General features: G+C 44.4%; 17 protein-coding genes and 1 pseudogene. 6 read left to right on the top strand and 12 right to left on the bottom strand.

Translation table 11 applies throughout. From position 1 onward, the window contains the following. Nucleotides 1-21: 21 nt before the first annotated feature. The 4 genes from EL341_RS17255 to EL341_RS17240 are packed head-to-tail and all read left to right on the top strand — an operon-like array spanning nt 22 to nt 3665. Entirely contained in the window at nt 22-1062 is a 1041-nt protein-coding gene (locus EL341_RS17255; protein WP_126468205.1) for a hemin-degrading factor, read from the top strand. Further along, nucleotides 1059-1889, top strand: coding sequence for a heme/hemin ABC transporter substrate-binding protein (locus tag EL341_RS17250; protein WP_126468204.1), 831 nt, complete (start codon nt 1059-1061; stop codon nt 1887-1889). Before EL341_RS17255 ends, EL341_RS17250 begins: the two co-directional genes overlap by 4 nt. Beyond that, a complete protein-coding gene (locus EL341_RS17245; protein WP_126468203.1) occupies nt 1889-2893 on the top strand; it encodes a FecCD family ABC transporter permease in 1005 nt (334 codons plus the stop codon). Before EL341_RS17250 ends, EL341_RS17245 begins: the two co-directional genes overlap by 1 nt. Before the next feature lie 10 nt (nt 2894-2903). Next, nucleotides 2904-3665: a heme ABC transporter ATP-binding protein gene (locus EL341_RS17240; protein WP_408634906.1), complete on the top strand. Its 762-nt coding sequence runs from the start codon at nt 2904-2906 to the stop codon at nt 3663-3665. Here EL341_RS17240 and EL341_RS17235 read toward each other — a convergent pair. Beyond that, nucleotides 3583-4104: a hypothetical protein gene (locus EL341_RS17235; protein ID WP_126468202.1), complete on the bottom strand. Its 522-nt coding sequence runs from the start codon at nt 4102-4104 to the stop codon at nt 3583-3585. The two genes, EL341_RS17240 and EL341_RS17235, sit on opposite strands and share 83 nt — an antisense overlap. A 172-nt stretch (nt 4105-4276) precedes the next feature. On the opposite strand from EL341_RS17235, the pseudogene EL341_RS17230 reads away from it, so the two are divergent. After that, nucleotides 4277-4501 (top strand): annotated as a pseudogene (locus EL341_RS17230) (SymE family type I addiction module toxin). 65 nt (nt 4502-4566) lie between these two features. Here the strand turns inward: EL341_RS17230 and EL341_RS17225 are convergent. From EL341_RS17225 to pstS, 11 genes are all read right to left on the bottom strand, one after another. Then, nucleotides 4567-4953, bottom strand: a complete 387-nt coding sequence (locus EL341_RS17225) for an Imm44 family immunity protein (protein WP_074825160.1) — start codon at nt 4951-4953, stop codon at nt 4567-4569. Nucleotides 4954-4956: 3 nt separating this feature from the next. Next, nucleotides 4957-5760: an RHS repeat domain-containing protein gene (locus tag EL341_RS17220; RefSeq protein ID WP_232036577.1), complete on the bottom strand. Its 804-nt coding sequence runs from the start codon at nt 5758-5760 to the stop codon at nt 4957-4959. A 265-nt stretch (nt 5761-6025) separates the two neighbouring features. Beyond that, entirely contained in the window at nt 6026-6694 is a 669-nt protein-coding gene (locus tag EL341_RS17215) for a hypothetical protein (RefSeq protein WP_126468201.1), read from the bottom strand. Between the two features lie 11 nt (nt 6695-6705). Next, entirely contained in the window at nt 6706-11142 is a 4437-nt protein-coding gene (locus EL341_RS17210; protein WP_126468200.1) for an RHS repeat-associated core domain-containing protein, read from the bottom strand. A gap of 15 nt (nt 11143-11157) precedes the next feature. After that, entirely contained in the window at nt 11158-12483 is a 1326-nt protein-coding gene (locus tag EL341_RS17205; RefSeq protein WP_126468199.1) for a tetratricopeptide repeat protein, read from the bottom strand. A 13-nt stretch (nt 12484-12496) separates the two neighbouring features. After that, the gene (locus tag EL341_RS17200; RefSeq protein ID WP_126468198.1) at nt 12497-14743 is read right to left on the bottom strand and encodes a type VI secretion system Vgr family protein; all 2247 of its coding nucleotides are present in this window, start codon (nt 14741-14743) and stop codon (nt 12497-12499) included. 361 nt (nt 14744-15104) lie between these two features. Then, entirely contained in the window at nt 15105-15818 is a 714-nt protein-coding gene (gene phoU, locus EL341_RS17195; protein WP_047779423.1) for a phosphate signaling complex protein PhoU, read from the bottom strand. 15 nt (nt 15819-15833) lie between these two features. Further along, entirely contained in the window at nt 15834-16613 is a 780-nt protein-coding gene (gene pstB / locus EL341_RS17190) for a phosphate ABC transporter ATP-binding protein PstB (protein WP_047779422.1), read from the bottom strand. A 13-nt stretch (nt 16614-16626) separates the two neighbouring features. Then, the gene (pstA, locus tag EL341_RS17185; RefSeq protein ID WP_047779421.1) at nt 16627-17514 is read right to left on the bottom strand and encodes a phosphate ABC transporter permease PstA; all 888 of its coding nucleotides are present in this window, start codon (nt 17512-17514) and stop codon (nt 16627-16629) included. 1 nt (nt 17515) lies between these two features. After that, nucleotides 17516-18472 carry a phosphate ABC transporter permease PstC gene (pstC, locus tag EL341_RS17180; protein WP_047779420.1) on the bottom strand — a complete coding sequence of 319 codons (957 nt, stop codon included), beginning with the start codon at nt 18470-18472 and terminating at the stop codon, nt 17516-17518. A 59-nt stretch (nt 18473-18531) separates the two neighbouring features. Then, a complete protein-coding gene (pstS, locus tag EL341_RS17175; RefSeq protein WP_074824950.1) occupies nt 18532-19572 on the bottom strand; it encodes a phosphate ABC transporter substrate-binding protein PstS in 1041 nt (346 codons plus the stop codon). A 318-nt stretch (nt 19573-19890) separates the two neighbouring features. Between pstS and EL341_RS17170 the strand changes: the two genes are divergently transcribed. Beyond that, a complete protein-coding gene (locus EL341_RS17170; protein WP_126468197.1) occupies nt 19891-20721 on the top strand; it encodes a hypothetical protein in 831 nt (276 codons plus the stop codon). Nucleotides 20722-20982: the final 261 nt, after the last annotated feature.

Raw genomic sequence — 20982 nt, 5'->3', positions numbered from 1 at the left:
TATTTACATGGGAATTCAATCATGACAACTTCTTTATATCAGGCTTATTTACAGGCTAAACAACAGCATCCGGAAAAGTACGCCAGAGATTTAGCCAAGCTACTGACAATCAGTGAAGCTGAACTCATTCATGCGCGCGTAGGCCATGATGCCACGCGACTAACCAACGATATCCGCGGCCTGCTAGCGGCGCTGGAAAACGTCGGTGAAACCAAATCCATCACCCGCAATGAATACGCGGTACATGAGCAGGTTGGTCGCTACACCAACCAACACTTAAGCGGCCATGCCGGACTGGTTCTCAACCCTTATGCTTTGGATCTACGTCTGTTCCTGAATCAGTGGCAGTCTGCCTTCTGTCTCACGGAAGAGGGTAAGCGCGGTACCCGCCACAGCATTCAATTTTTCGATGGCTATGGTGATGCGTTGCATAAGGTCTATACCACCGAAAATACCGATATGGGTGCTTGGCAAAAAGTCATTGAGGCCTTTATTCAGCAGGATAACCCCGAACTGGCGATAACCCCACCTGAACCCGCCGCCGATAAAGAGCTGAAAGTGGATAGCCAGACGATTGATAGCGAATGGCGCGCCATGACCGACGTTCATCAGTTCTTTCATCTGTTGCAGAAACACGGCATTACTCGTCAACAGGCTTTTCAGGCTGTTGATGGCGATCTGGCCCAGCGTGTTGATAATCAAGCGCTGCGGCAAATTCTACAAATGGCGAAAAACGATGCCAACGACATTATGGTATTTATCGGGAATCGCGGCTGCGTGCAAATATTTACCGGTAAAATCGAGCGGGTCACGCCTCATGAAGAATGGATTAACATCTTTAATAAACAGTTTGTTATGCATTTAATTGAGCGGGATATTGTTGAAAGCTGGGTGACCCGTAAGCCAACCAAAGAGGGTTTTGTTACTAGCCTCGAGCTGTTTGCCGCAGATGGCACCCAAATTGCTCAACTGTATGGTCAACGTCAGGAAGGCCAACCGGAACAGCAAAAATGGCGCGATCAAATTGAAACCATTCTTCAACAGCAAATGGTATTCGCATGAAATCACACTTCTATCGAGGGCTAATCGCCCTCTTTGCGCTGCTTTCTCTCTCTGCTCAGGCTAACAATCAACGTATTGTAAGCATCGGCGGTGATGTGACCGAAATCGTGTATGCGCTGGGTGCCGAATCACAGCTGGTGGGCCGCGATGCCACCAGTACTTATCCACCGCAAGCCCAATCGTTACCGGATATTGGTTATATGCGCCAGCTTAATGCGGAGGGGATTCTGTCACTAAAACCCACGTTGGTGCTGGCCAGCGATCAGTCACTGCCCGCACTAGCATTGGAGCAGGTGAAAAACAGTGGGGTAAAGGTTATCAGTATTCCGGGGGCGCCAACCCTTGATAATGTCACCCATAAAATCAGCGCGGTCGCCGAAGCTTTGGGTCAACAGCAACAGGGAGAGAAACTGATTGCTGACTACCAGCAGCAGTTGGCATCACTGGATAAAAGCAAGCTCACCACCAAGGTGTTGTTTGTCATGAACTACAGTGGAGCAACCCCGATGGCCGCCGGACAACATACCGCTGCCGATGCCATTATTACTATCGCCGGTGGCTCCAATGCTATGCAGGGGTTCAAAAAATATCGGCCGCTGTCTCAGGAAGGCATTATCGCCGCTGCACCGGATTTATTGCTGATAACCACCGCGGGCTATGCCTCATTGGGTGGGGAAGAGGGCATCTGGCAGCTACCCGGCCTCAATCAAACACCGGCAGGGAAAAACAAGCGCTTGCTGGTGATAGATGACCTGGCACTGTTGGGTTTCAGCCTGAAAACACCATCAGCCATTGCCGAGCTGCATAAAGCTATGGAACATCCCTGATGAACCCGCGTATTTCACCACGTTATTGGCTGACGGCAATGTTGGTACTGTTAATCATACTGACCCTGTGCGCAGCCAATATCGGGCCGGTGAAACTGTCATTTTATAGGCTGATAAGCCAATCCCTTGAAGCAGGGCACTGGAATATTTGGCTGAATATCAGACTTCCCAGAGTCTTGCTGGCAGTGCTGATTGGTGCGGCACTGGCTGTTTCCGGCGCCATTATGCAAGGGCTGTTTCGTAATCCATTAGCTGACCCCGGATTACTGGGCATCAGCACCGGAGCAGCGCTGTGCGTCGCGGTGGCTATTCTATTCCCACTCCCGTTACCGGGTATTCTGGTGCTTTATGGACATACCGTCGCCGCTTTTGTTGGCAGCATTGCAGTTTGTGTGTTGCTGTATGCGTTAAGCCGAACCGGCCACGGTAATCTAAACCGTTTATTACTGGCCGGTATTGCCTTAAACGCGCTGGCAGGTGCTGCGATTGGTGTACTGAGCTATATCAGCGACGATCAGCAGCTCAGGCAGTTTTCTCTGTGGAGTATGGGAAGTCTGGGTCGCGCTCAATGGTCAACGCTGGCAATTGCCAGTTCGCTGATTATTCCAGCGATAGTCATTAGCCTTCGTCTGTCTCGCCTGTTGAACTTATTGCAGTTGGGGGATGAAGAAGCCCATTATCTGGGCGTAAACGTCGAATCGGTAAAACAACGCTTATTACTGCTTAGCGCCCTGTTGATTGCTACCTGCGTTGCCATGAGCGGCGCTATCGGTTTTATTGGTCTGGTTATCCCTCATCTGATTCGCCTTCAACTTGGCGTCGATCATCGCTGGCTACTGCCCGGTTCGGTACTAGGCGGTGCCTGTCTGTTGCTAATTGCCGATACGCTGGCCAGAACCCTGGCTTCACCGGCAGAAATTCCGGTAGGGCTGATCACCAGTCTATTAGGCGGCCCCTATTTTTTATGGTTAATCTTGCGGCGGAGAGAAATCAATAATGCTTAACGCGATGGATTTGAGCTACGGTCAGGGAAATAAACCAATTATCAATCATGTTTCCCTGACGCTAAAACCCGGTGAACTGATGACAATAATCGGCCCCAACGGCGCGGGTAAGTCCACATTATTACGCATTCTGACCGGCTATCTACGGCCTGACAGCGGTGATTGCCTGCTGCAAAACCGCAGCCTGAGCCAGTGGAAACATCAGGAACTGGCTAAAGTTCGTGGCGTGATGAACCAGCATAGCGGATTATCTTTTCCGTTCAGCGTGCAGGAGGTGATCGCAATGGGCAGAGCCCCTTATCACGGTCATAAACAGCTCAATCAGCAGGCAATTAGCCATGCCGTAGATATCACTGAATGCGGCGCGTTATTACAGTGCAGCTACAATCAACTATCCGGCGGAGAAAAACAGCGGGTTCAACTCGCCCGTTTACTGTGTCAACTATGGCAACCTTCACCGACAGAACGCCTGCTGTTTCTGGATGAACCCACATCAGCGCTGGATCTCTATCACCAGCAGCAAACGCTACGCCTGCTTAAACAGATGACCCGTCAGGCACCATTTTCCGTGTGTACCGTGCTGCATGATTTAAATCTGGCAGCGCTGTATTCCGATCGCATTCTGATGTTACATCAAGGCTCACTGGTGGCCTGTGGTACACCGGCAGAAGTCCTGAATAATGAACTGCTCACCCGCTGGTATCAGGCGGACTTATGCGTTTGCCATCATCCGGAAGATGGTGGGGTACCGCAGGTTTGTTTGCGGAGGTGAGGTTGTTGGAGTGGTGTTGGATAGATTTAGCGGTTAAAGCAGGGACTTGCTTCATAGGGCCAGCATCTGGATGATATGTATAGTGGGCTGACCAAACAATTTCACCCAGTGCATCATAACGATACTGATAGCGAGGCTCCCGCTCACCAATATCGTAAAAATCACTCAGGCACTCATTTTCATCCCAGTCCAACCGATCACTGCGTGCTTCGCTCTCTCTGGCCACCAGCTGTCCTGCCTGATTTAACCGGTAACGCACCCCATCATTAAACGTCAGCTCCCTTTCACCGTCTACGCTGGTACTTTCCACAAATCGGTCACCGCTGGCGCTATACACATAGCGCTGGATTTTCCCCATCGGGTTACTGTGTTCTGTTATCTGACCCAAAACATCATAGTGATAATTATCAGTACCTGACCGACTATCATTACGCATCACCAGATTTCCGGCGCTGTCATAATGATATTCAATATAGTCACTGTGAATACTATCTGTTCGATGCAGACTCTGGCGCTTTAGCTGACCGGATTGCGTATATTCAAATGAAACTGACAGAGCTTCACTCTGCTGCTGGCGGGTTAAACGGCCAATTTATTCACAGAAGTTGAATATGGCTAAGGCACATTCTAAGTAAGGCACTACTGTAAATAAAGCAGTTAAAACAGAGCGTTACTACACTGTTGGATACGTCCCGCAAAACGGTAAGCCCAACCCACCACCGGCGATTAATATTAAAGGCCGCTGGCTGGAAGAACTGGGCTTTTTCTCCGGGCAGGCTATTACCGTCACCGTTGAGCAGGGGCGGCTAGTTATTCAGAGAGAGTATCAGGTATAAATATAACCTAAATAACTAAGCCAGAAGATCTTTTAGGGATCACTCTGGCTTTTTAAGAAAATTGATTACAAGTCGTTTCTGACACTCTCTAAAACTGAATATAATTTATTTCTATCATCCGATGAAATACCTAGCCTTTCCATTTTATCGACTGAAAGACGTAAAGAATCTAAAAATAGATTAGCTCTGGCATTAAAGTCACCATTCAAAAAAACATCATGTTCGATCTTTAGTCTAAACTCCAAAACTTTACGCTTCACATGTCGCTTAGCAATTTCATCAGCCCAACCTTTATTTTCACGAATCATGGCAATAAAAGCCCACTTTTCATATAAATTATCAACTTTAACTTCACCCAACTGATCATTGACTTCTTTTTCGATATATATCCTTGTCTCTCTATATAACTCTGCAACATCAACATCAGCTTCAGATGATATCCATAATTTCATAATTTAATAGTCCGAATTATTCAGTCGAGGGCGTTCGCCATCATTATTAGCCTTATAATCTAATATCTTATCATGCTGCCAAGAGTGCATTTCTTTCTTAGTTCCTTTTTCTTCAAAGAACATATCTACATTATTATCATCCAAATATTTCTGAGAGTATCGCTTATCACCTTGAGTGGTTTCACCATATTTTGCGACATCTCCAGAATCACGATCGCGTAAGGTATAACCTTCCGCTGGTTTATCAGTATCGTGACTATTACCATGCGCAGAATTACACGTTTTCTTCTTTTTACGCCCTGGTTTTTTCGCAAATTGCCCATTTTTACGATGTTTCTTCCAGAGACCTAATGGGTCACACCATTCGAAGGTATTCGCCGCATACCGATACGGATTTAATCCCCCAACCAGCCCTATCGGGTCCTGACTAACAAACACCCCAGTCGCCGGATCATAGTACCGATGACGATTGTAATGAAGCCCCGATTCCTCATCAAAATACTGCCCCTGCAAACGCAGCGGTTGTTTAACCTTGATTTCATCCAGTTTGTCGGTCTGACCAAAAACAGTATAGTGGGCTGACCAGACAATTTCACCCTGTGCATCATGCAGCCGCAGCGGCATACCGTTCGGGTCGTTTTGATAAAAGTAATACCCTGTCTCGTCTGGCGGAGCCAGACTGCCAATACCCTGCTGCTTGCACTGAAGAATTAACGGTTCAAAGGTATTCAGATAATACACAAAGAAGCGGGCATCCAGTTTAGCTTCTGTTTTATCTGATAGCGGAGCAAAACTCACTTCCGCCACAGAGCATCGTAACGATACTCCCGTAAAAATCACTCAGGCACTCGTTTTCATCCCAGTCCAGCCGGTCACTGCGTTCTTCGCTCTCTCTAACGCTTTAGCTAAGCAGATTATGTATATTCAAATGAAACTGACGGAGTTTTACTTTGTTGTTGTCGAGTCAGACGACAAATCTCATCAAAACCAAACTACAATGGCGTATGGTCATACACCTGCTGATAAATTAACTAGCCTGTTTGATCAAAATCATTTTAGAATTAATTAAAAACTAACCATCGCAAATTAATCCGTAATCCTTTAGTTCAATTAATTTAAATTTATTTACCTCTTCCTCTATTATTTTTTCCATAATGTTTTTGTTCATAAGACTTTCAATTTTACTTAGCCAATCATTATATTTAATGTTAACTCCCTCTAATTCCCATTTTTTTATAATTGGTTTATATTGCTCTAATTTTTCCTCTGCCAATTCAAATTTTTCACACCACCACAGAACTAAAACATGATCCATTAACAATTGAAACTGATAAGGGGTCGCACATGGGTTATGAAAAGCATGTTCATAAATCTCTATCAGCTGTGAACAACTAATTTCACCCTCAGAAATAATTTGGCTCATTCCCTTAAAGCGTTCAATGATGCTATCAAAATTTTTTTCATGTTCAAAAAAGCTAAATGACTCTATTGCTCCTTTATTATTTTTTAACTGTACGGTAGATGTTGATGTAATAACAGGGAACGAGCAAAACAATGAATGTGTATGAAACTCAGGAGAGTAATGTTGTTTTCCATAAACTATACGAAAATATATTCCTGTTAAAATAGGTCCATTTCTTTTTAATAAATGCATCGGTTTATTGGGAGTATATACCTTAAGATTACTCCTCCAATCATTAAAAATAATTTTTTTTTCTTTTTGACTCAATATATTATTCATAATATTTTCTTCTATTTCGGATGCACCGCTGTCTGAGAACCAACTTTAGGTAGATTCTGCGTATTTTTATTCTGTTGGCTAGTTGGAATTGGACTGTTTGGATCCTTTGTATACTTATAATCATAAACATCACCTGTTTTTGTATTATATACGTCAGGAACAGAGCTCCCTTTTTCTCGATTGTTTATTGGTTGCCCATTCAAATACGGCTGTTCTGTAACTAAGTCTGTTTTTTCCCCTGTAATATTTTTATAATCCTGCATTATGTTATCAGCTTCGTTATGTTTTTTCGACCCTTGCACATGCCCTCCCCCTGCGGGTTTTAAGCCATTTTGTATACCACGTTTTTCTGAAATATCAGCAATATTTTGAACTAATTGTTGATCAGTCATATTTAATTTAGAAAGCTTCGCAGCTTCTTCCGCTGTATATCCTTGAGCTCTAAAATCCTTATATCTTTCATAACGTGCATCACAGACCAACCCCAACGGATCAACCCACCCAAGCACATTCGGAGCATAGTTATAGGGGTTTAATCCACCCAGTAATCCAATAGGATCCTGACTTATAAATATTCCCGTCTGCGGGTCATAATATCGATGACGGTTGTAGTGTAAACCACTTTCCTCATCAAAGTACTGACCCTGTAACCTTAGAGGTTGTTTAACCTTAATGGCTTCCAACCTGTCCGTTTGTCCCAGCACGGTATAGTGTGCCAACCAAACTATTTCACCCTGTTCATCCCTCAGCCGCAGTGGCATACCATTTGGGTCATTCTGGTAAAAGTAGTAACCCGTTTCTCTTGGTGGCGCCAGACTACCTATACCTTGCTGTTTACTCTGCAATACTAATGGAATAAAGGTATTTTGATGGTACACAAAAAAGGTTAGTTGAGCCGTTTGCTGTGCTGAGGAAGAAACATTCTCTGCTACCTCCACCTCCCCGATTAACGCATCACCATCCCACAGAAAATAGACCGTTTTGCTTAATTGTCCTTGGGCGTTGTATAAGCGTTTATTAACCCGCCGCCTGAGAGCATCATACTGATAAGCGTATTTCTCATCCCCTTTTATCACCGTGGTTAGTCGACCCAGTTCATCCCAGCTTAGCTGATAGCTGCTTTCCGGTGTATGTCGATACACCAGCTGTCCGGCATTATCTAACCGATAATGAATATCCCCACTAAACTCAATATGACGTCCTTCATCTCCGCTCTCTTTAGGCTGATAGCGGTTACCGGCAACATCATAAACCAGCCGACTAACCTTATTCATCGGGTCAGTATGCTCAACAATTTGCCCAGCTCGATCGTATTGGTAGCGATCGACGCCTATCAGCACGTCATCCCGACGAATTAAATTTCCCTGATCGTCATAGTAATAATCAATATTATCAATCTGCTGTTCTGAGTGACTCAACCTCTGCTGCTGTATCTGACCTGACTGGTTATAAGAGAAAGTACTTGCCAGCGTACTGTTGAATTGTTGTTGGATCAGTCGGCCATTCCGATCGTAGCTAAATTGAATAGGCTCATGATCATCCACCTGCTGAGCAATTAATTGACCAGCTTGATTATATTGATAGTCAATATTCTGCTCAAAGCACAGCCGCTCACGTCCCCGGATTTGGTGTGATTGGTGAATCAACTGGTGGCAGCGATTATAACGATAGTCGAGTTCCGCGTTGATATCCGCTTGTTGCTGAGTTTCTTTTATTAATAAACCATCAGCATTATAAATACGCTTTATATCACTCGATTGATTAATGGCCTGAGTTAAATAACCACGCGGATCATAACGATAGGTTTCTTCACTGTCTGGATTATCATTGGCAATTTTCGACAAAATACGCCCAACTTTATCGCAAACAATCGCCAGTCGATTACCCAGCGGATCAAGGCTTTCCAGCAAGTGTCCTGCTTGGTTATAGCGATAATGTCGGCTCTTCCCCCAGTAGTCTACTTCTTCAATAAGGCGCCCAAGCTCATCCCGTTTTAGCTGCCAACTTTCCCCTTTCTGATTTTCTACCGCCACCAAATCGCCTTCAGTGTCATAGTGATAACGTACCATGCTGTTATCAGGGTTGATACGCTCGGTCAGTAACCCAACTCCCCAATAACTAAAACGAGTCTCTATCCGATCATTCTCAATAAATTTAACCAGATGACCAGCCTTATCATATTGACAGGCAATGGTTCGGTTATCTGGATAACGGCAATAAACCGGTAAGCCTTCGTTATCATATAAATAACGGGTGACTTCACCATTCGGCATAATCCGTTCAGTAATATTGCCTAAATAGTCGCGTTTAAAATAGAGAGGTTGTTCTAGCGAATCGGTCAGTTGAATTAAGAAGCCAAAATCATCATAACGGTAAGTTGTTTCATGTCCTTCACCATCTACCGACTTAGCCAGATGGCCGTATTGATCATACTGATAACGCTTTTCTGACGCCGTCGGTGTGAACTGAGCCGTGACACGCCCGACATCATCATATTGCTGTTGCCACTGATTAGATAACGGATCGCTGATTGAGATCGGGTTATCCTGTTCATCATAGGTAATACTCAGCGTAGCGCCATCAGGGTAGCACTCTTCAATAATGCGGCCCTGAGCATCATAGATCCACTCTGTTTTACCACCGATAGGATCGACTTCCGCAATTAACCGGCATAATCCATCATATTCATAGCTGGTCACACCGCCTAATGCATCAATACAGACAATGGGTAACTTACGGTCATCATATTGCAAAGTTTCCGTATACCCACGCGAATCCGTTGTCAGGGTTTCCTGTCGGTCCAGATGATAAACAAACTGATAACCGTAGCTGTTATCATCCGCCCAGGCTTTAACTACACGCTCAATGCCATCAGATTGAGGTTCATACTGATAGTAGAATGAAAAACCAGTACGATTAGTATGCTGTATCATCAGGTGCGATGCAGAATAACGATAGTGATAAGGATGACCGTTAGCATCCATAACCACAGCTAAGTTATCTTCATCATCATAGCGGTACTGCACCAGCGTATGGGCGAAAGATTGTTCACTTGAATAACGCAGTATTAAATCGGTTAATCTCGGTACACCAGTGATTTCTGCATTACTAATACATTCTATGTAACGCCCGGTAGGTTGATTTAAGCCCACTTCCGTAATTTGTCTGAGTATTAGATTATCGTTACGCTCAAACAGCCAGCCATTCCCCAATCTGTCTAACAACTTGGACAAATGGTAGGTCAGTATCTCCGTTTCCTTTAGCGCAATAAGCTGTTGATGCAAAGTATGCTGATTGACTGGGAAAATATATTCCTGCTGCTTACTGGTGCGCAAGATTAAATGACCATCGCTTAAATACAACGCATGGCCATTCTGCCCATCGTAAATACGATGTTCCCATCCCTCATCAAGTGGAAAACCACCAAATGCCGTTTCATAATCACAAAAGGTCGCCACCACCACCAATTGGTTATCTTCTTTACTCACCTCCAGCCGAGTATCCGCTAGACTTTCCCAGTTGTGCCCTATTTGACCATCGGTCTCATACTGACCCGCATAGCTTCGCGCCCAAACCAACGGTACCCGACCAGATACCACAAAGTCCAAATCCTCAACCACCACTTCGCCCGTTACAACGTTAACCGGGTCATTCTTACATTCATTCTCGGTTTTATTATTCGGTGACTTTTTATTATTTTTTCTATTATTCACCATTTTCTGCACTTTGCTGGATGCCGCAGACATCGCTTTAGCAGCTAAAGCTGCAGCCAGTCCCGCAACAATCGCAAACATGTCCGGCACTGGTGTCCCACCCACCAATACCTGTCGCCCTAAAGGAATAGGAAGCTGTATTGAAGTCGGCAAAGATTTATGGGATCGATTTGTATGTGGCGAATTTTTGCCCCCAGGCGGTAATCCCACATACCAACAGCTCATGGATGGCAAAGCAGCATAAGAAAGCGGATCGCCGTTTACTAATACGGTCTTACTGCCCATAAAAGCTTCCGCATCCTGAGAAGGAAGCGGATCCGGTGGGCCAAAACCGGTACCTAACGGAAAATGCAATCCGGGAATATGAAATGAATGGGTACCTACGGTTGCACGTAGAATACCGTTCACTTTAACCGGCTCATTGCCCCCAGGTTCACGAGCACCACATACCGCTGTCGCTACCGCATTACCGATTGCTGAAGAAGCCATCCCAATTAAAGCCGCCTTAGGATTTTTTGCCAGATTAGCTAACTGGCTTACTTTCCCAGCTCTGGCTTCAACAAAACTAACCGCACTAGCAATAGCCGGACAAATTGCATTAACCTGTTCACGCAAATCAAGTACAGCGCCCACATGGGGATGAGGAATAGGCACTGGTGTGGGGCTAGGGGGAATAAAAACCGTATGAACATCAAGGCCAATAACCGGATCGAGATGTTTGACAACATGTAACATAAATAAATCCTTTTATTATACGTTGTTATCGCCGTTTGAACCGACGTCGTGTGTTGAAGCCAGTATCTCTGACCAATCCTCACCAAATAGCTGCTGAAGCTTTTCCTCCATATCATCAATACATTGATGATTATCAGGTATCACCTCAAGTAGTGAGTTGGCTGCTATAGGTAAACTGCTGTTAAGCCGCAGAGGTTCATCCAGAAACAATCCACTCTCTAATGCCTGCAGTCCGGCCTGAATCGCTTGTTCTTTTTCTTTGGCGTTCTGCCAGCAAAATGCCACCATCCGCCAAGCTTCAACGGTCAGAATATAATCTTCGGCTTTTATGGTGAATGGAGGGATTAACTGATAACACTGGGCGGCATCCTGATAATACTTACTCTTTAAGTAAACGCTGGCCATGCCAAATAAAGCATTGGCGACGAGCTTTTCCCCAGCAGGATGCTGCTTTTTGATGGCTTGCTCTCCGGCAAAAACCGCTTGTTGGTAGGCGTGCAGCGATTGTTTATCATCACCCCAACTTAAATACGCTGCCCCGGCAGTTAACTGAATAACCACCATTTGATCAAACCAGCGTTGTTTTTGGCTGATATTTATTCCCTGCTCAACTAATTTAGCGAGCTTTTTTGGATCCTTATCTTTCACTACGCTGAATAATTCAATAAAAATACGTCGGAAATCGGCTCCCGCACCTCGATCTGACGATTCCGCTAATAGCTCACGAGGAATATTTTTTGACTGATAGTCGCGCTGTAAAAAACAGATATTATCTGGATCGCTTTTCATCAACGGCTGTAACCAGTCCCCTTGTTCACCAAATGATACGATACGCACATGCTCGGTTATCCAGCGGTTGGTGTGCATTTTGGCGATAAGTTCAGTAATCCACTCACTAAATAAAGTGTAAGAAGTCACCTGATAAGGAACTAAAACCAGAGTAAAAAAAGTAAAAATATCAGGATGATAAGCAGACAATTCAGATAATACTCGGAATAAATAATTGATATCCGTTTCGTTACTTTCTCGTTCAGGCAAAATCCAGTTTGCGTTGATTCCCTGCGCAAGAGCCCCCTCTCTTCTACCATCATAAAAATGGTAAAGCTGATTAAGCGTATCGGTAACGTATTGTAAGGCATTGTTAAACTCACCGGCATACACCTGTACCCCACGAGCATATTCTCCCTGAACCTGAAAAAAGGTATTTAACAGGGCATGATCGGCTTCAGGTAATTGCCAATAGAGTAATTTGGCATCTGTTTGCTCAGTAAAATACCGCCAATCATCATTGATTTTCAGCATTCTTCTTTCAACAGAGTTGGTTGGGCGAATAGGATCCATTTAACACACTTCCTTATGGGTTAATTTTCACAACGCCACCTTCAACAATATTTTCCGATGAGCCATTAGAACGAACTTTGGCAGCAGAAATATTATGTTTGGCCGATGCCGTTTCGGTAATGTTCTTACCATCTATCGTGATATCCACTCCGCTGATATCAATCTTCCCGCCGGAAGTCATATTGATTTTTGACGACCCGCACTCAATCGTGATTTCAGTATCACCTTTCATAATAATTTTCTGAGCATGGGTATCTAACAAAGCACTGATATCAATTTTTTGATTACCGGTTACATCCACCTGATGAGAAGCAGTCAATGTTTCGGTAAATAAACCATTCACCGTCAGATTTCTGGCCGACTTCGCCGTAATGGTCTGTACTCCCGTTATATTTACTGTATGCGTAGCTTTATAAGTTGTTGTCTGTGCTCCGGTCACCGTCAAATTTCGGTAACCAGTCACATCAACCGTTTGATACCCTTTAATCTCTGTCTTTTGAAAACCATCAATATTCACAGTTTCATTAACTTTAACGTGATCGGTACGGCTACCGGTAACGTCAATCGTTTGGTCAGCCCCCACGGTAATCTTCTGATTAGCATCAATATTTACCGTTTCATCTTTAACCACGTGGTCGGTTCGCTGGCCGGTCACATCGATCGACTGGTCACCAGTGACATTGGTACTCTGATTACCCGTTACGTTTATTGTCTGGTGTTGGCCAATGTTTTCCGTATGGTCCATATCGACATCGGTGGTGCGGTTATTACGCACGCTGGTATTCATATCGCGCTGGGCGTGCATGAACACTTCTTGATTGCCGTCTGAATCTTCAAAGCGCAGTTCATTAAAACCTTCGCCCTTATGGGTTTTCGATTTTATCGACATCTGAGTTTTCGCAGCGGGTAAATCTAGCGGAGGACTGTTTTTGCCGTTATAGGTGGTGCCCATGATCATGGGTTGGTCAATATCACCATTTAAGTAAGAGACAACCACCTCTTGGCCTATCCGAGGCGTTGACAGAAAGCCAAAACCATCACCATTCCAGTTTTGTGCTACACGGATCCAACAGGATGCATTTTCATCTGGCGCATCATATTTATTCCAGTGAAAGTGAATTTTTACCTGACCAAACTCATTAACATAAATTTCTTCTCCCGCCGGCCCAACAACTGTGGCGGTTTCATCGCCAAATACCGTTGGCTTGGGCTTAAACGGTGCTCGCCAATCAACAGAGCCGGGAATAAAGGTAAACTGGTTGGTTATTGCGGCAGTACCGCCGGAAGATTCTTCTGCTACAGACTGCGGTAATGTTCCCCGATGAACAATGCTGACAATCTGCCAGTTACTATTAATCGCCTCTGACGGGTGTTCGGCAATCGTGAACATCTTACCCGGCATTAAATGAATACTATTACTTTCGGCTTTACCTGACAGGCTATTTGCCTGGTAGGCTTCCAAACGATATTTAGCATATTGCTGAGCAACAGCATCATCATCATAACGACCGTAACTTTCATAAATCGTATATAAAGGACGCTTACTGGATTTTTTCGCTTTAGAATCCAGCCCAACATCAGGGTGAGAGAATTTATAATCTTTAAGGTGAACAGCATTGGGCTTCATTTTAGCCCCATACTGGAGTTTATGGATTACCTGTTCTCGGTTAGCGCTTTGAACATGCGCGTTATACAGTAGATATTCACCACCGGTCATTCCTGTCCGGCTATCGCTATAGAACATATTATTTTCTTCAAACCAGAAAACAATCCCTTCCTCTGCCGCTAGCCGACTAAAAAAGTCATAATCCGTTTCATCACGTTGGGTGGTATATTCCCACTGTTTATGGGAGTCGAGCAGTTTAGATTCAGCCCTAACATTATGTTTTTTTAATAGTTCATCTAAAATATTAGGGATCGATTTGAAGTGAAAAATTCGATTATCCTGTGCCAAAGTAAGCAGCCAGAGCTCAGGACGAATAGTAAAGGTGTAGTAGGTGCGATGGAAGCCGCTATCACCATAGAATGCTTCTGCCACAATGCCATTAATAGTTCTTTGAACCTGCCCATCAACCTTGATAACCAGTGATGCTTTCTGTAGCAACTGCCCATCCATATCGATGCTGGCATCGTTACTGGCTACCTTAACTTCCAGTTTAAATAAGGTTGATAATGCTTCTTCCAGCGTGAAATCAACTACATCAAAAGTTGAATCAGACAGACTTCCAATTTTACAGGAGAAATATAAACCAGTATCCATAAATAATATCCCTATTCATTATTTAATATTAAAAGCTTAATATTCCTTAACGCTAGGGTTTTATTAAAAAGTCATTAATAACTAACATTAATTATAATTAACCCCATAAGTTAAACAAAAAATAACACACAACCAGACACCCCATCAATACTGGTATATTTAACAGGTTTAGATATAAAACAACGAATTAATCAAATAAAAACCATATAAAAAAAGTTAAAAGAAAAGTATAAATCAATTAAAAAACAAATAACGGAATGAATAATGAGCGGAATATAAATAAGAAGGGGATTAATAGATAAAAAAACAAAATTAATAGAAACGCCCAACCATATTAATGGAAAGGGCGTTGGAGTATTAATTATTTTTTAGCCAATAAATTCTCAACTTCATCACCGCTACGGTGGCGGAAGTCTTGGCCTTTGACGAAATAGAAGATAAATTCGCAAATGTTCTGGCAGCGGTCGCCAATACGTTCAATGGATCGGGCACAGGCCAATGCGGTTAATACGCTGGGAATAGAGCGTGGATCTTCCATCATATAGGTCATTAACTGACGAATAATGCCTTCATATTCTTGATCGACCTTTTGGTCTTCACGATAAATACGAATTGCTTCATCAATATCCATACGCGCAAAGGCATCCAGCACATCATGCAGCATTTGTACCGTATGACGCCCCAGTGATTCCAGATTCACCAGCAATGGCTGATGCTGTTGGGAGAATTTTTCCAGCGCCATACGACAGATTTTATCCGCCACATCACCGATACGTTCCAGTTCAGAAACGGTTTTGGTTATTGCCATCACTAAACGCAGATCGCTGGCCGTGGGCTGACGTTTGGCAATAATTCGCACGCAGGCTTCATCGATAGCTACTTCCATATTATTGACCTTACGGTCGTCCTCAATCACCCGCCGAGCCAATTCTTCATCGGCCTGATGCATGGCGTTGATAGCATCGGTTAGCTGCTGTTCCACCAGCCCACCCATGACCATCACCTGAGTACGGATATGTTCCAGTTCCGCATTAAACTGACCAGAAATATGTTTGCCTAAATTAAGGTTTTCCATGTGGGTTCCCCGTTATCAACCGTAGCGACCGGTAATGTAGTCTTCTGTCTGTCTTTTTTGCGGTGCGGTGAACATCATATCGGTGTCAGCGTATTCAATAAGCTCCCCCAGATACATAAACGCCGTATGGTCTGAACAACGCGCCGCCTGCTGCATATTGTGGGTAACAATCACCACGGTATAGTCTGATTTCAGTTCACTGATCAGTTCTTCGATTCGACCAGTAGAGATCGGGTCAAGAGCCGAACAAGGTTCATCCAACAGCAGTACTTCCGGACGAATAGCAATCCCTCTGGCGATGCACAAACGTTGCTGCTGACCACCAGATAAGCTGTAACCACTTTGATTAAGCTTATCTTTGGTTTCATCCCACAGCGCGGCTTTGGTTAATGCCCACTGCACTCTTTCATCCATTTCAGTGCGGGGAAGGCGCTCAAACAGGCGAACACCAAAGGCGATATTGTCATAAATAGACATAGGGAATGGCGTTGGTTTCTGAAAAACCATGCCAACTTTCGCACGCAGCAGCGCCACATCCTGATTATCCTCAAGGATATTTTTGCCATCCAGCAAAATTTCGCCGGTAGCCGTTTGCTCAGGGTAAAGCTGATACATTTTATTAAAGGTGCGTAGCAGGGTAGATTTACCGCAGCCGGACGGGCCGATAAACGCCGTTACCTGATTTTTGGCAATATCTAATGAGATATTCTTTAACGCATGGAATTTCCCATAATAAAAGTTCAGATCGCGTACCTGAATTTTGCTATCGGTTGAGTTATCACTCACTAAATTCATTAAACAGTCTCTCTTAGTATTTTTTCTTGGCAAAAATCACACGCGCCAGAATATTCAACAATAAAACGCATAGGGTAATCAGCAATACGCCTGCCCACGCCAGCTGTTGCCATTCGGCAAACGGACTCATCGCAAACTTGAATATGGTGACCGGTAGGTTAGCTATTGGATGACTCAGGTCGAGGCTCCAGAACTGGTTGGATAACGCAGTAAACAGCAATGGTGCCGTCTCACCGGCAATACGCGCTATCGCCAACAAAACACCGGTCACTATCCCTGAAACCGACGCTTTCAGCGTCAGGGATAATATAATTTTCCATTTGGGTGTACCCAGAGCATAAGCGGCTTCCCGCAGGGTATCCGGTACCAAGCGCAGCATATTTTCCGTCGTACGGATAACAATCGGTACTTGCAACAGCGCCAAAGCAATCACCCCGGCCCAGCCGGAAAAGCGCTCCATTTGAGTGACCACAATGGTATAGACAAACAAGCCAACCACAATGGAAGGTGCCGATAACAAAATGTCATTAATAAAGCGCACAATGGAGGCTAACAGCGATTTTCGCCCATATTCAGCCAGATAAATCCCCGCCAAAATGCCCAAGGGCGTTCCAATAACCGTTGCCCACAGAATTAATAGGCCACTACCCGCTAGCGCATTGGCTAATCCACCACCAGTGGTATTCGGCGGCGGTGTCATTTCGGTAAACAGCGCCATCGACATGCCATCAATACCTCTGGTAATGGTGGAAAACAGGATCCAAATTAACCAGAACAGGCCGAAGGCCATGGCCATCATTGAGACAAACAGCGCTAACCGATTCTTTTGACGACGCCACGCCTGCATACGCTGACGGCTGGTATCAGAGAAAGCACTATCAGATTGATTTATTATGCTCATCTTAGCGCCCCTCATTGCGGTTCAGTTTTAAAATCATCAACTTGGACAAGGAAAGAACGATAAAGGTGATCACAAACAGTATCAGCCCTAGCTCCATTAGCGCGGCGGTATGCAGACCGGATTCGGCTTCAGCAAACTCATTAGCCAGCGCAGAAGTAATGCTGTTACCCGGCATAAACAGCGAGAAGCTGTCGAGCTGGTAGGTATTACCAATAATAAAGGTTACCGCCATGGTTTCACCCAGTGCACGACCCAGACCAAGCATGATACCGCCAATCACCCCATTTTTGGTATACGGCAACACAATCCGCCGAATCACTTCCCAAGTAGTACAGCCGATACCGTAGGCCGACTCTTTTAATAACACCGGCGTTTGTTCAAACACATCGCGCATAACTGCGGCGATATAGGGAATGATCATAATGGCTAAAATAACACCGGCAGCCAAAATACCGATACCAAACGCCGGACCGGAAAACAGCGTGCCAATAATGGGAATATTCGCGACTACGTTCCCCACCGGCTGCTGAAAATACTCAGCAAATAGCGGAGCGAAAATAAACAACCCCCACATACCATATACAATGCTGGGAATTGCCGCTAACAGTTCAATGGCTATCCCTAAGGGTCTTTTTAACCATGCTGGTGCCAGCTCGGTGAGAAATAGAGCAATACCAAAGCTAACCGGAACAGCAATCAATAAGGCAATAATAGAAGTGACAATGGTGCCGTAAATAGGGACCAGCGCACCAAACTCTCCGGCGGGTGCATCCCACTCTTTATTCCAGAGGAAACCGATACCAAATTTTTGAATGCTGGGCCATGAAGCAATTATCAGTGAAACAATAATGCCGCCCAATAATAAAAGGGTAATCAGCGCAGCCAGTCTAACCAGCGCGCCGAAGATAATATCACCCTGTTTTCCTGGAGCTTTCATTACCGGCTTATATTCCGCCATTGAGTCTCTCTTTAAAACTTTAGCCCTCTCTCCATCAACGAGAGAGGGCAAGAAGATAATTAACGAAGCGCTTTACCGCTGCTATCTTTCACTTGGGTTTTCCATGCGGCACGGACTTGTTCAACCACAGAGTCAGGCAGTACGGCATAATCCAGCTCTTTGGCCAGTGCGCCGCCCTTGGCATAACCCCAATCGAAGAACTTCAGCACTTCTGCGCCGCGTTTCGCATCTTTCTGATCTTTATGTACCAGTATAAAAGTGGTTGATGTAATCGGCCATGCACCTTTCCCTTTCTGGAAGGTCAGGTCTTGGGCAAATGATTTAGACCAGTCAACACCGGCTGCGGCTGCGCTAAATGAGCCTTGAGTTGGGCTGAGCGCTTCCCCGTCGGCAGAAATCAGTTTGGTATAAGCCAAGTTGTTCTGTTTAGCGTAAGCATACTCAACATAGCCAATGGAACCCGGTAAACGTTGAACAAAGGCAGCAATACCGTCGTTGCCTTTACCACCTAAACCTACTGGCCATTTAACCGTGGAACCTACGCCAACTTTCTCTTTCCATTCAGCATTAACTTTGGCCAAATAGCTGGTAAATACAAACGAAGTACCGGAACCATCAGCACGGCGAACCACAGCAATGTTTTGGTCTGGTAATTTAACCCCAGGGTTAAGCTTAGCAATCGCTGGGTCATTCCACTTCTTAATGGTGCCCAGATAGATATCGCCCAGAGTTTTACCATCTAACGTTAGCTGGCCGGATTTAATCCCTTCAAGGTTAACCGCCAACACTACGCCGCCAATGACGGTTGGAAACTGGAACAGATTATCTTCAGCCAGACGTTTATCATCCAGAGGCGCATCTGATGCACCGAAATCGACGGTATTGGCATTAATCTGTTTAACCCCACCGGACGACCCAATTCCCTGGTAGTTGATGTTGTTGCCGGTTTCTTTTTGGTAGCTATCGGCCCACTTGGCATAAACCGGGGCGGGGAACGTTGCACCTGCACCGGTAATATTTTCCGCCGCTAGGGCTGACAGAGCACTGATAGAAACGGTGACGGCAATACCATAAGCAATTGTTGTACGTATCAATTTCATCATTCCTCCTGAAGGAATTTGTTTGGATCTGTTCGGTTAATAATCAGACTGGTGATGAGTACAAGCGAAAATATAAGACCGTTTAATGACAGTATAATGTCAGCTTTATTACAGTTTTATGACGATGAGAGATTTACTGAAATAAACGAAAAAAATGCCTTCGGGTCTTATCTGCGATTAAACAAAACATATTCACTGACAATTGAATGATATGGGTATGTTCCTCACTACAACTATAGTTGATAATGTTAAGTTGAGGCGCACAAATGGAATGGGTGCAGCAGTAGCACTACTCGGCAATAAAATTTTGAGGAAAAAATGAGTTTAATCCGCAGTAGCAGGAATAAATATAGAAAATGGATGCTGTTTTTGTGCTTATGCTGTGGGCTATTGGTTACCCATACCATCACCGCAAGTCCTTTCGCCGAATCAAGTATCCCATTACCTGCGGGAATGCAGTATCCCATCGAGTCGCAAGATACGCCTGAAAAAAAATTAAACGGTTTATTGGGAATTTCTTATCGGATTGATGGGGTAATTACTGAAACCGGAAAATATGCGCTTTTTGCTAAGCCTAATACCTATTTAGCCACCCCAGGTTTGAACTGTAGCGGTTTTGTTCTTGAAGCCTCACGCTTTCTGTTAGATAAAAATATAACCGTATCCGCCGCCAAGGTAGATCGTTTACTGAATAGCACTAAAAACTCCCCCTATAGTGAAGACTGGGACTTTGGCTGGGATCTTATCTTAAATATTGCACAAGATTCCCCCGCTACTTTTATTCTCCCCAACAGCGAACGTCGCGATAAAAACGACCCACAGGTCAACGGGTTTTCACCCCGTGGTTTCGATCTGCATTCTCAGCAAACATGGGATGAATTACCCTCCAGACTAAAACCGGATAACCTCTATCTTGTCAGCTTTAACCGTGACTCTGGCAAAGCACCGGGCATACAGCATTATCACGTCGGGCTAATTTATGTGAATGATAAAGGTGAGATCTGGCTTTACCAGACTACTGGAAAAGCCAGAAAAGTGTATCGTCGCAATCTGGCGGATAAACATCAGCGCGACCAATTTCTGCGTAGTTTTTCCAGCCGTAGTAAATTGAAGAAGTATATTTTGATTCTGGAAATTCCTCTTTCCTAATCAACCCGCCGCATCATGCCGAGTGGATATATCCAGATAGTTTATCCACCGGCAAACTCTGTATTTTCTGTTACTGCCAATAATCTTCTTGATTACCCAAAGTAAAAAACAAGCCTAATTAAAATAATTTATTTATATAATTTAATAAGTTAAACAAAAAATAACAATATAGTGGCTTCATGACACTAATTATTATTGACCACTATAGTGTCTATATGCCACTATATATTTCAACGGTATGAACTACCCTAATAACTATGC

It is taken from the genome of Pragia fontium, from assembly GCF_900638655.1.
Lineage (GTDB): Bacteria > Pseudomonadota > Gammaproteobacteria > Enterobacterales > Enterobacteriaceae > Pragia > Pragia fontium.
Note: the sequence above shows the minus strand (reverse complement) of the source record. Positions and strands in the feature narration are given on the sequence as shown.